General features: G+C 71.2%; 12 protein-coding genes and 1 pseudogene. 5 read left to right on the forward strand and 8 right to left on the reverse strand.

Annotation, left to right across the window (positions count from 1 at the left end; genetic code table 11):
• On the reverse strand, positions 1–214 hold a 214-nt coding region (locus VG276_11870; protein HEV8650075.1), incomplete at its 3' end, for a site-specific integrase.
• Positions 215–667: 453 nt separating this feature from the next.
• Positions 668–1,471 carry a methyltransferase domain-containing protein gene (locus VG276_11875; GenBank protein ID HEV8650076.1) on the reverse strand — a complete coding sequence of 268 codons (804 nt, stop codon included), beginning with the start codon at positions 1,469–1,471 and terminating at the stop codon, positions 668–670.
• A 305-nt stretch (positions 1,472–1,776) separates the two neighbouring features.
• Between VG276_11875 and VG276_11880 the strand changes: the two genes are divergently transcribed.
• Positions 1,777–2,232 carry an SRPBCC family protein gene (locus VG276_11880; GenBank protein ID HEV8650077.1) on the forward strand — a complete coding sequence of 152 codons (456 nt, stop codon included), beginning with the start codon at positions 1,777–1,779 and terminating at the stop codon, positions 2,230–2,232.
• A gap of 24 nt (positions 2,233–2,256) precedes the next feature.
• Complete coding sequence (locus VG276_11885) at positions 2,257–5,079, forward strand: BTAD domain-containing putative transcriptional regulator (GenBank protein ID HEV8650078.1); 2,823 nt, start codon at positions 2,257–2,259, stop codon at positions 5,077–5,079.
• 63 nt (positions 5,080–5,142) lie between these two features.
• Here the strand turns inward: VG276_11885 and VG276_11890 are convergent, their stop codons facing one another.
• From VG276_11890 to VG276_11910, 5 genes are read right to left on the reverse strand one after another with little or no spacing between them, the layout of a single operon-like run.
• Entirely contained in the window at positions 5,143–5,976 is an 834-nt protein-coding gene (locus VG276_11890; protein HEV8650079.1) for a PhnD/SsuA/transferrin family substrate-binding protein, read from the reverse strand.
• Complete coding sequence (locus VG276_11895) at positions 5,973–7,283, reverse strand: MFS transporter (protein ID HEV8650080.1); 1,311 nt, start codon at positions 7,281–7,283, stop codon at positions 5,973–5,975. Before VG276_11895 ends, VG276_11890 begins: the two co-directional genes overlap by 4 nt.
• Complete coding sequence (locus VG276_11900) at positions 7,280–8,650, reverse strand: rhodanese-like domain-containing protein (protein HEV8650081.1); 1,371 nt, start codon at positions 8,648–8,650, stop codon at positions 7,280–7,282. Before VG276_11900 ends, VG276_11895 begins: the two co-directional genes overlap by 4 nt.
• Positions 8,651–8,676: 26 nt before the next feature.
• A complete protein-coding gene (locus VG276_11905) occupies positions 8,677–9,342 on the reverse strand; it encodes a metalloregulator ArsR/SmtB family transcription factor (GenBank protein HEV8650082.1) in 666 nt (221 codons plus the stop codon).
• 30 nt (positions 9,343–9,372) lie between these two features.
• The gene (locus VG276_11910; GenBank protein HEV8650083.1) at positions 9,373–9,627 is read right to left on the reverse strand and encodes a hypothetical protein; all 255 of its coding nucleotides are present in this window, start codon (positions 9,625–9,627) and stop codon (positions 9,373–9,375) included.
• On the opposite strand from VG276_11910, the pseudogene VG276_11915 reads away from it, so the two are divergent.
• The 3 genes and pseudogenes from VG276_11915 to VG276_11925 all read left to right on the forward strand — a co-directional run bounded on the left by VG276_11915 (position 9,526) and on the right by VG276_11925 (position 11,010).
• Positions 9,526–10,108, forward strand: a pseudogene (locus VG276_11915) (class I SAM-dependent methyltransferase). The gene VG276_11910 and the pseudogene VG276_11915 sit on opposite strands and share 102 nt — an antisense overlap.
• Positions 10,109–10,198: 90 nt before the next feature.
• Positions 10,199–10,531, forward strand: a complete 333-nt coding sequence (locus VG276_11920) for a metalloregulator ArsR/SmtB family transcription factor (GenBank protein HEV8650084.1) — start codon at positions 10,199–10,201, stop codon at positions 10,529–10,531.
• Positions 10,528–11,010: an SRPBCC family protein gene (locus tag VG276_11925; GenBank protein ID HEV8650085.1), complete on the forward strand. Its 483-nt coding sequence runs from the start codon at positions 10,528–10,530 to the stop codon at positions 11,008–11,010. Before VG276_11920 ends, VG276_11925 begins: the two co-directional genes overlap by 4 nt.
• Before the next feature lie 122 nt (positions 11,011–11,132).
• On the opposite strand, the gene VG276_11930 is transcribed toward VG276_11925, so the two are convergent.
• On the reverse strand, positions 11,133–11,810 hold the full coding sequence (locus tag VG276_11930; protein HEV8650086.1) for a methyltransferase domain-containing protein: 678 nt from the start codon (positions 11,808–11,810) through the stop codon (positions 11,133–11,135).
• Between the last annotated feature and the right edge of the window lie 53 nt (positions 11,811–11,863).

Here is an 11,863-nt window from a genome sequence, read left to right on the forward strand (position 1 = left end):
CCTGGTAGCCGCGCAGCGTCGACCGGCGCAACCGGCGCACGGTGCGCAGGTCGGTGCACCACTCATCGACCATCTGCGGCGTCCACCCCCACGGGTACGCCGCGGCGTGGGTGGCGAACGCCCGCACCGCCCGCTGGCGGCCCTCCACGGTCCCAGGCGCGAGGTTGCGGGCCAGCTGCTGGCTGCCCCAGCCGTCCAGCATCGCGGCAAACACCTGCTCCTCGGGCCGCAGCAGCGCCAGCCCGGCGACCACGTGCAGCCCGGCCGCGCCTGGGGCGAGCCTGTGGTCCTCCACCGAAGGTGACCTCCAAGTCGTCGCATCGGATGCGAGACGTTCGCATCCGATGCGAGGGGGTTGTCAAACCCGCAGGTCACAAGGGGAGGCTCAGACGGCGACCCGATATCGCGTGGCGTCTCCCATGTCGCGCCCCCCGGATCCCGTACGGCGGGAATGCCCAGGTCGGAGGCGGCAGCGTCGACGGCTCTCGCCGCTCGTATGCAAGCCGTCGCGTATTCGCATCCAATGCAATTCGCGGCGGAACGCACATTCCGCAGGAATCACAGTCGGGTGCTGTGGCCGTTGGTTGGCGATCGTCGAGCGTGCCTGGTCCTAGGTCGATGCACGTCAGCATCTGGTTGCGAGCAGTCCCATCAGGATCGACGCTTGCTAGGCTCCACGCATGCCCCAGCACTGGAAGAGGGTGAACGTGACCCCCCAGCGGCCGGGGTCCTGGAGCTCTCGCTCGGCTTGCTTCTCGAGCCGCTGGAGCTCCTCGGCGTCCATGATCGACCGCAGCAGCCCGTGCAGGGCGGTGAGGTACTCAAGCGGCAGCCGTAGATAGGGGTGCCCTGGGGGCAGTGCCTGGACCTCGGCGCGGGCGTTGACCTCGATGCCGGCGCTGCGGAACAGTTCCAGCTGCGTGGCGGCGGCGTCGGGGTCGCCGCCCGCCTTGCGGAACGCCTCGCCGACGAGGGGTTTGAGCTGCTCGAAGGCGGGCGCAGGTGGGATGAAGTGCCAGGACGCCGGGTCGACCTCTTCCAAGACAATAGTGCCGCCGGGGCGGACCAGCCGCAGGTAGGTCGCCATCTGCTGCTGGCCGCGACCGAGCGGGGCGAGCTGGAAGCGGGCGTGCACCAGGTCGAACCAGGTGGGCTCCAGCTGGCTGACGAACAGGTCGTCGTGGACCAGCGTCACGTTGTCAAGGCCTTCGTCGGTCACCAGCTGTTGGGCGGCGGCCAGCATCGCCTGATCGATGTCGGTCCCCACGACCTGCCCGTCGGGGCCGACCCAGTGGCTGAGCAGCCGCAGCCAGCCCAGCGCGCCGCAGCCGACGTCCAGGACCCGGGTTCCCTGGCCCTCGCCGATCTCGCCGAGCAGGCGTCGGCCGGCTGGTTCCCACATCCGCGACTGGAGCTGAAGCCGCTCCAGCTCGGAGGCGTGATCGGCTAACAGGTACGAGTCCTTGCGCATGGCGTCTCCCATCCCTTGTAGGCGCTGCCTTCGGGATCGTGAGCGCCGACGATCGCAGCCTGATCGCAGACCGATCGCCCTGCAGGTGGGCCGCGGCCACACGACCACGGCGCCGACATCGACCCCTGCTTCCGGGATGCGCCCGTGACGGTCCACGCTGGATCGGTCTCTGGATCGCCGGCACCATCGCCGCCCTCAACCGTCGACGCGGCACGCGCTGGCACCTGGCGGCTGCGATTGAGTTGCGATCGGGTGCCGTCAACGTGGCGGCTGGCTGCTGTGACCCGAGCGAGGAGGAAGCGGTCATGAGGGTCGATGAGAGCATCGTCATCGACCGTCCAGCCGAGGAGGTGTTCGGGTTCTTGTCCGTGCGAACCAATGACCCGGTGTGGATGGCGTCGGTGGCCGAGTCGGAGTGGCTGGATCCGGCCGAACCCATGGGGGTGGGTCGCCGCGGACGGATGGTGATGCAGGCCATGGGCCGGCGCGAGTTCCTCGACGAGGTGACCGAGTACGAGCCCGGCAGACGGATCGCGCATCGCTCGGTGGCAGGGCCGATGGCGATCCACACGGCCTGCATCGCCGAGCCGGCAGGCAGCGGTTGCCGCGCGACCGTCGTGTACGAGCCTGAGCGCCTTCCTGGCGGGGTCTTGGGCAGGATAACTGCGCCGTTGACGGCCAGGATTGTGCGCCGCAACTTCCGGGCTGACCTCGCCAGGCTCAAGGGCATCCTCGAGGCGGAGGCTGGGGTCGCGCGGTAAGGTCGAGCGGAGTCGGGAGGGGCGGTGGAGTTCCGGGTCCTGGGATCGCTTGAGGTAGTGGCCAGCGGCCGGTCCCTTTTGCTTGGCACCCCGCGCCAGCGGACGCTGCTGGGGCTGCTGCTGGTCCGGGCCGGCGAGGTCGTCTCCTGCAACCGTCTGATTGATGACCTCTGGGACGGCGACCCCCCAGGCACCGCCCGCCACACCCTGCAGGGCTACGTCCATCGGCTGCGCCGGGCGCTGGGCCCGGACGGGTGGCGGCTGCAGACCCGTCCGGCTGGCTATCGGCTGAAGGTGTCGGCTGGCGAGCTGGACGCCCAGCGATTCCAGGACCTGGCCACAGAGGGCCGCCGCGCCCTGGTCCGCGGCGACCCGCAAGCGGCCGCCGACCATCTTGCTGCGGCGCTGGGCCTGTGCCGGGGACCGCTGCTGGCCGACCTCGGCGAGGTGGCCGCCTTGGAACCCGAACGCGCCCGCTTGGAGGCGTTACGGCTGACCGCGCTGGAGGACCGGATCGAGGCCGACTTGGCCCTGGGACGGCATACCGCGCTGGTCTCCGAGCTGGAGGGGCTGCTGGCCCAGCACCTGTTCCGGGAGCGGCTGTGGGGCCAGCTGATGCTGGCGTTGTACCGGTCAGGCCGGCAGGCCGATGCCCTGCAGGCCTTCCACCGCGCCCGGCAGATTCTGGACCAGGAGCTGGGCATCCAGCCCAGCCGCTGGCTGCACCACCGCCAGGAGCAGATCCTGCTGCAGGATGCTGCCCTGGAAGTGCCCGAACCAACGGCGCCAGCAAGGCCACAGCACAACCTCCCCGCCCAGCGCAACAGCTTCGTCGGCCGCCGACCCGAACTCGCCGAGCTCCAGGGGCTGCTTCAAACCCGCCGGCTGGTCTGTATAACCGGCCCGCCCGGGTCGGGCAAGACCCGCCTGGCTGTTCAGGTCGCCACTGGCCTGCTGGAGCAGTTCCCGCACGGCGCATGGTCTGTCTCGCTGGCCGAGACCGCCGATCCGGAGCTGGTCCCCTCGACGGTCACCGCTGCCCTAGGGATCCATGAGGGGCCCGAGCAATCGATCATCCGGGCCCTAGTCGACCACCTACAGTCACGACGGCTGCTGTTGTTGCTGGACAACTTTGAGCATGTGCTGCCCGCGGCGCTGGTGGTGGGACAGCTGCTGGATGCTGCCCCGGGGTTGACCGTGCTCGCGACCAGCCGGGCAGCGCTGCGGTTGTCCGGCGAGCAGGAGTATCCGATTGGTCCGTTGCCGCTGCCCACCTCCGGTGAGCTGGCCGCCGACCTCTCCGGCAACGACGCGGTGGCCCTGTTCGCGGACCGGGCCGTGGCGGTCGATCCCGGCTTCGTCCTGGGCGTGGACAACGCGCCGGTGGTCGCCGAAGTGGTGGCGCGGCTGGACGGGCTGCCACTGGCGATCGAGCTGGCCGCCGCACGGCTACGACAGTTCCCCCTCCCGGAGCTGCGCCGTCGGCTCATGCCCGCCGTGCCCCTGCTCACTGGGGGTCCGGTGGACCAGGCGGCCCGGCAGCAGACCCTGCGCGACGCCATTGCCTGGAGCGACCATCTCCTCGACCCCGGCAACCGGGCGCTGTTGCGGCGCCTGGGGGTCTTCCAGGGCGGCATGACCCTGGAGGCCGCCGAGGCGGTCGCCTCCGGTCCGCCGGTCACCGACGTCGCCGCCGGCATCGCCGCTCTCGTGGAGGCCAGTCTGCTCGGCCGGCCAACAGCGTCCGATGTGGCACGGTTCTCGATGCTGGAGACCATCCGCGAGTACGCCCTGGATCAGCTACGGGCAGCGGGTGAGGACTACGAGGTCGGTGGTCGCCATGCGCGCTGTTACGCGGGTCTGGTGGAGCGGGCCGAACCCGAGCTCACCGGAGCAGAGCAGGCGAGCTGGCTCGCACAGCTTGAGGCGGACTACGCCAACCTGCAGGCGGCCCTTGGCTGGGCCAGGCAGACCGGTGATACCGAGCTGGCGCTGAGGATGGCCGGCGGGATGTGGCGCTTCTGGCAGCTGCGGGGCCACCTCACCGAGGGTCGCCACTGGCTCGAGGACCTGCTGGCCATTAAGGGACCTACCAGCGCGTCGCGCGCCAAGGCCCTGCTCGGCCTTGGCGGCATCTGCTACTGGCAGTTCGACCTCGACGCGGCCGAGACCGCCTACCACCAGGCCCGCGACCTGGCCAAGGAGCTGGGCGACTGGTGGCTGGAGCTGGAGGCCCTGTTCGGGTTGGCCTTCACCCTGGCCTGCCATCGGGGTGACCTGCAGACGGCGGCACCTATCGAAGAGCAGTTCCAGGCCCTCGTCGCCGAGCATCCGGACCCGCTCGCGATCGGCCTCGGCCTGGCGACCTCGCAGGTGATGCGGCTGTTCGCCGGGGATCTCGACGGCTCCCGCTTCTATGGTGAGCAGTGCCTTGCCGGGACCCGCGCCTTGGGGGTGCGGTGGTACGAGAGCCAGACCTTACGGACCCTGGCACTCACCTCCCTGCTGCAGGGTCGCTACGAGCAGGCCGAGGGCGAACTGCGGGAGTGTCTCCACATCGCCTCGGAGTTGGGTGATCTGGCTGGCGCGGCCATGGATCTTGACCGGCTGGGGCAGGCGGCGGTCGCCCTCGGACGCCCCGAGGCAGGGGTTGTCCTGGCCGGAGCCGCCGACGGTCTTCGGCAGCCCCTCGGCGGCGCACTCACTGTGGAGGCCTTCCGGTGGGAGACCGAGCACCCGCGAGACGCCGCCCGGCGATTCCTCACCGACACACAGGTCGAGCGTGCCTGGGCGCAAGGACGCACTATGAGCCTGGAGAAGGCTGTCGCCTACGCCCGCACCGCGTGAGTTCTGCACCGATGACCACCCGCGACCCGCCGCCCGACCGGTTTCGCGCAGTCGCGCAGGACCTTAGGAGCCTGCGGCCGTCTGGGTGAGGCTGGTCCACCCGGCGGCCTGGATGGTGGCCAGGCTGGCGCGGATGTCGTCGTAGGCGCTGTCGTCGACTGCGGTGAAGCCCTGAATGAAGCCGTGATCGAGCGCCGGTCGCGCCGACGGGTCGTCGCCCAGCTCGACCAGCAGCTCCCGCACCTCGTCCTTCAGCTGATCGGGGAGGCGGCTGGCGGCCACGACCAGCTCGATGGTCGAGGGTCCGAAGGTGTCGACCACGCGGAGGCGGTCGGCCAGCTGCGGATGGTCGCGGAGCTCGATGGCCAGGACCTGGGAGTCGATCGCGGCCGCGTCGACGGCGCCGGCGTCCACCAGCCGGATGGCCCGCTGATGGAAGCCAGCCTCGACCACGCGGGTGAAGAAGCCAGGCCGGGCGCCCATCCGGACCAGGCTGTACAGGGTGACGGTGTAGCCGGAGTGGGAGGCGGGCTCGTTGTAGGCCCAGGAGCAGCCCCGCAGGCCCTCGAGGCAGGTAATAGGGCCGTCGCGGTGGACGATCACATCGGAGTAGTAGATGGGACGGCCGCCGTAGCGGTCCCCGGCCAGGACCGGGGCGGCCAGCGGCTCAACCGGGGCCGGGCGGCGGTCGGCCAGCCAGACGTACGGCAGCCCGCAGATCACGCCAAGGTCGGCCTGGCCGTGTTCGAACTGGTCGAAGGAGGTGCCGGCCACCAGGACGACCGGACGGCCGAGCCGGTCGGCGATCCGGTCGGCCAGGAACCGGTACACGGGCAGCATGTTGGGGGCCAGGAAGGTCGCGAACCGCAGCGGTGCCCCTTCCTGGTGGACGCTCATGTCTGGGTTATCGGCCGGTGGGTCTCGTACATGCGCACAGCCACGACCAGGCCGGAGGCGGCGGTGAGGGCGGCAATGACCCAGACGGCGGCCTCCAGGCCGGCGAGGTCGGCGACCACGCCGGCGAGCAGGGCACCGACGGCGAAGCCGGTATCACGCCACAGCCGATAGACCCCGACGGCGGTGGCGCGCCAGCTGGGGTGGGCGACGTCGCTGATGGCGGCGAGCAGGGTCGGGTAGACCATGGCCGTGCCGACCCCGAACAGGATCGCGCAGGCTGCCCAGGGCAGGAAGCTGCCGGCCACTGCGGTGCCGGCGAGCGCGACGGCCTGCACCAGCATCCCTGCGGTGATGAGGGGCTTGCGGCCCAGCCGGTCCGACAGGGGACCGGTGAGGAGTTGGCCGAGGCCCCAGACGGCCGGATAGAGCGCGGCGAGCAGGCCGATCTGGCTGACGGGGAGGCCGCCGCGAACAAATAGCAGCGGCAGCAGCCCCCAGGCGAGCCCGTCGTTGAGGTTGTTGACCAGCCCGGCCTGGCTGCAGGCCGACAGGGCCGGCTCGCGCCAGCTGGTGCGGACCACGACCTCGCGGGTCGACAGCCGCTCCCCGCCGGCCGCACCCTGCCCGTTGTCGGGGCCTGGGTCGGCGTCGGTTGCGCGCCCGGCGTCAGTCAGCTGGGCATCGAGCTGGGCGTGCCCGCGGGTCTCGCGGACCAGCAGCGTCGACAGGCCAAGGCCGAGGCCGGCGTAGGCCAGGCCGAGGTAGAACGGTTCGGGCCGTAGCCCGGCCCTGGCCGCGATCAGCCCGGTGAGGTAGGCGGTGAGGGCGACCGCGAGGTAGCCGGCGGCTTCGTTGAGGCCCATGGCCAGCCCGCGGCGCTGTGGGCCGGCCAGGTCGATCTTCATGATCACGGTGGTGGACCAGCACAGACCCTGGTTGATGCCGAGCAGGACGTTGGCCGCGACGATCCAGGTCCAGGTGGGCGCCCAGATGAGCAGCACGGGCACCGGCAGGCCGACCAGCCAGCCGACGACCAGGACGGGTTTGCGGCCGTAGCGGTCGGCGAGGGTGCCGGCCAGGAAATTGGTCGCCGCCTTGGTCAGCCCGAAGGCGACGATACAGGTGAGAGCGGCCGAGGCCGCCGCCAACCCGAAGACCTCGGTGGCGAGCAGTGAGAGCAGGCTTCGTTCTTGGCCAACCATGCCGCCGACCAGGGCGTTGACGCCGACCAGGAGGGAGAACTGGGCCAGGTTGGCCCGCAAGCCCAGCCGCAGCCCACTCGGGCGGGCCGGCGCCGGCTGGTTCACGAGCGGGCCAGGGCCTGGCCGGTGGCCCGCTGCCAGTCTTGAGGGCCGCCGAGGGCGACGCGCAGGTCCGTGTGGCCGGCGCGGGCGAGGAGGCTGGCGGCGGTCATGGCCCGCTCGCCGTGGCCACACATCACGGTGACTGGCCCGCTGGGCAGCGCCGCTGGCAGCTGGTCGCCAGCCAACGCGCCCAGCTCGACCGCGACCGCCCCGGGGAGGTGGCCGTCGGCGACCTCGCTGGCCTGGCGGACGTCCAGCACCACGCCGGAGTGGTCGTCGAGGTGCTCGGCCTGGACCAGGGGAAGCTGCGCTTGGGGGAGGCCGGCCGCTTGCCAGGCGGCCATGCCGCCGGCCAGCTCGCCCGTGAGGTGGTCGTAGCCGATGGTGCGGCACTGGCGGGCCAGCTCGCCGCGGTCCTGGTCGTCGTCCAGGACAACGACCAGCGGTTGAGTGTCGTCGACGAGCCAGCCCAGCCAGCTGGCGAACTGCGGCCGCAGCGCGATCGACAACGCCCCGGGGATGTGGCCGGTCGCGAACGCGGTGACTGGGCGGGCGTCGATCAGCACCCCACCACCAGCCAGGTGCTCGCGCACCTGGTCGGTCGAGAGCAGGGGCAGGACCCGCCAGTCGCGGCCGAGCAGCTCGGGGCCGGCCCGGTTGCGGTCCCGCAGGCGCAGGAAATAAGGCGGGTAGCTGCCGAAGCTGGCCAGGAGCTCGGCCACGAAGGTGTCCTCGTCGGGCGCGGCGAGGAGCCGGTTGTGGCGGCGTTCGGCGCCGATGCTCGTCGTCCGCTCGCCCCCGACCGGGGCCGAGCAGAACGACCCGGCCCCATGGGTCGGGTACACGCCGAGCTCGTCCGGCAGCGGAAGGAGCCGCTGGTGCAGCGACCGGTAGGCGGCCCGGGCCAGCGGCTCGGTCAGCTCCGGGCCGGCCAGATCGGTGCGGGCCACGGTGCCGACCAGCAGCGCCCCGCCGCTGAACAGCGCCTGCGGCCGCTCGCCGTCCCGCAGCAGGTAGCTGACGTGCTCGGGCGCGTGGCCGGGGGTAGCCAGCGCCCGCAAGGTGAGTCCACCCAGGTCGACCTCCTCGTCGTCCTCCAAGCCCCGGTGGCTGAAGCCGAGCCGGCTCGTGCGGGGCGCGAGGACCTGGGCGCCGTCGGCGGCGGCCAGGTCCCGGCTGCCGGTCAGGAAGTCGGCATGTAGGTGGGTCTCCAGGCCATAGGCGATCCGCAGCCGCCGCCACCGGGCCAGCTCCAGATAGGGGGTCGGGTCGCGGGCCGGGTCGACCACCAGCGCCCGTCCGTCGCCCAACTCGACCACATACGCGCTGTTGCCCAGGCCTTCGTCGACGACCGGGTGGATGGTGGGCATGGACGGCTCCTCGGCGCGATCCGTGGTCAGGTGCGGGTAACGGCCAGGCCGGCGGCCTGCCATTCGGGTAGCCCGTCTTCCAACCGCCGGGCCGAGAAGCCCTCCTCGCGCAGCACGGCCACGGCCTCGTGGGCGAAGGCGCAGAACGGACCGCGGCAGTAGGCGACGATCTCCCGGTCCCGGGGCAGCTCGGCCAGCCGTCGGCGCAGCTCGGTAACCGGGATCGACACAGCCCCGGGCAGATGCCCGGCGGCGTGCTCGGTCGCCGGGCGCACGTCCAGCACCACCGGGCTGTCACCGTCCTCGAGGCGGCGGGCCAGCTCCTGGTGGGTCACCGGCTCCAGCTCATCGCGGGCGCCCAGGTAGGCGGCGGCCAGCCGCTCCAGCTCAGCCAGCCGCACCCCGGCCAGGGTTCGGAGCGTGCGCCACAGCTCGAACACCTCCGGCCCAGCCAGCCGGTAATGGATCGACGTACCCTCCCGGCGGGTGGCGACCAGGCCGGCATGGCGCAGGACCTGCAAGTGTTGGCTGGTGTTGGCCACCGACAGGCTGACCTCGAGGGCGAGGGCCTCCACGGTGCGCTCGCCGTTGGCCAGCACGTCCAGCAGCTCGATCCGCCGCCCGCTGGCCAGGGCCTTGCCGATGCGGCCGAACTCATCGAACAACGCCGTCTTGGCCTTGCGGTCGCCCATCCGGCCCTCCCAACGAACCTATTCAAGTGATCACTTGATAGCTTGAATAATGGCAGGATAGTCCCGCGGCGGCAGCTCGGCAATCTGAACGAAGGAGAAGGCATGGCCAGCCCGGACCCAGCGCCATCCACCGCCAAGCGACACCCGATCTTCGCCCGCGTCATCGCCCGGATCAGCCCGGCCATGGACGCCCAGGGCGCCGTCGAGCACCGCCGCGCCCTCCTCTCCGGCCTGGCCGGCCAGGTTCCGGAGGTCGGTGCCGGCAACGGCCTCAACTTCGCCCACTACGCGCCAGCGGAGACTGAGATGCTCGCCGTGGAGCCCGAACCGTACCTACGCGCCCTGGCCGAGACCGCCGCCCAACACGTTGCCATCCCCATCCGCGTGGTCGACGGCACCGCCGATGCCCTGCCTAGTCCCGATGCCAGCATGGACGCCGCGGTAGCCTCGCTGGTCCTGTGCTCGGTCCCTGACCAAGCCCGCGCGCTGACTGAGCTCCGTCGGGTGCTACGCCCTGGTGGCGAACTTCGCTTCTTCGAGCACATTCGAGCAGCCACCCCGGCCTGGCCCGGGTCCAGCGGCTCGCCGACGTCATTTGGCCCACCCTGTTGGCGGCTGCCACACCAGCCGCGACACCCTGACCGCCATCACTACTGCCGGCTTCCAACTCATCAGCACCCAGCGGTTCCGGTTCCCCGACAGCCGGCTGCCGTCGCCAGCCGCGCCACACGTGCTCGGGGTCGCCCACCGCCCACCCGGGCCCTAGCCAGAGGGCCACCACCTGGTCGAGTAGCGATCTGCCACCCGGATGGCCGCGAGCCTTGCGCCGATCCTCGGTTAGTCGTAACTTACGTTAGTGGACACTAACGGAGTTGCAGGTCTGGGACTGCTCGGCGACCCGACCCGGCGCGCGATCTTCGAGCTGCTCGCTCGACGCCCCTGTACGGTCGGGGAGTTGGCCCAGCAGCTCCCGATCACCCGATCAGCCGTGTCCCAGCACCTTCGCGTGCTCAAAGACGGCGGTCTCGTCGTCAGCAAAGCCGAGGGCACCCGCCGCATCTACCGGCTCAACCCCGATGGCGTGACCGCCCTGCGCGCCTACCTGGACCGCATCTGGGAGGAGGCACTCACCGGATTTGGCAAGGCCGCCCAAGCGGCCCCCGTCGATCCCGAACAGGAGGACCGATGAGCAGCGCAGCCACGATCCCACCGCTCACCGGAACGATCACCGTCGACGTGCCCGTCGACCGGGCGTTCCGCATCTTCACCGACTCATTCGGCAGCTGGTGGCCGGCTGAGTACCACATCGGCCAGGCCGACATGGCGGCGGCCATCCTGGAACCGCGGGCCGGCGGACGCTGGTACGAACAAGGCGTGGACGGCAGCGAGTGCGACTGGGGCCAGGTACTAGCCTGGGAGCCACCACACCGCCTGGTCGTCACCTGGCAGATCAACGGCCAATGGCAGTACGACCCTGATCCCGAGCACGCCAGCGAGATCGAGGTGCGGTTCAGCGCCGACGGACCCGAGCAGACCACCGTCGAGCTGGAACATCGGCTCCTTGACCGGCTCGACGGCGGCCAGGCGCTCCGCGACGGCATCACCGGTGGCGGCGGCTGGACCAGCCTCCTGGACCTGTTCGCCAAGGCAGCAACCAACGAGGCCTGACCCCGACCGCCGTTGTCCACCACCCGAGACTCAGGCCGATCTACCAGCCGCTGGCCGGACTCCAACCGGCCAGCGGCTCCAAGGCCCTGGTCTCGCCCGAGTCCAGCAGGCAGCGGGCCGGGTCAGGCCAGCTTGGCGGCGTACCGGATGCCGCCTGCCTGGATCTGCCCGGCGTCGATGGCGGCCTGCTCTTCTGCCTCGTTGGTGTCGGCAAGGTCGGCGAAGAAGTATGGCCCCTCGGTATAGAGCTGGCGGGTGAACCGCGCATCCAAGCCCCGCAGGATCTCCTCGCCGGGGTGCAGCCCTTCCTGTTCGACCCAGGTCCGACAGTAGTCATCCCAGGGTTGCCCGGAGGCCGCCCACCGCTCCTGGTGCTTGTGCAGCCAGCCCGGCTCAACCGCTGGCGGCGGCGCCAGCCGGGCAAAGCACCACCGGGCCGTGGCCTCGTCGAACCGCTCCCAGGCCCACTCCACCACCACCAGCACCCCATCGGGCACCAGCAGGGCCTGCAGCCGGTCCAGGACGTCATCGAGGTGGGCCACGTGATGCAGCGACGTCGAGGCGACGACGCAGTCCACCGGCCATGGCGGGTCGTAGCGCTCCACCTCGACCCGCTGGTAGTCCGACCCCTCCGGGGCTTCCGGGTCGACCCCGACCGCTTGGTAGCCGCCATCCAGCAGCGCCGGGACAAAGCCGCCCAGCGACCCACAGCCGACCTCCAGCACCCTCGCCGGCGCCGGCGGCAGCTGGCCGCGAACAAACGGCCACACCGCAGCCAGCCAGCGGTCATCTGGCGTCATGCGACCATCCTATGCCGTGGGCGCAGCGCGTCGGTCCCATCGGAACCGGTGTC

It is taken from the genome of Actinomycetes bacterium, assembly GCA_036000965.1.
Taxonomy (GTDB): domain Bacteria; phylum Actinomycetota; class CALGFH01; order CALGFH01; family CALGFH01; genus DASYUT01.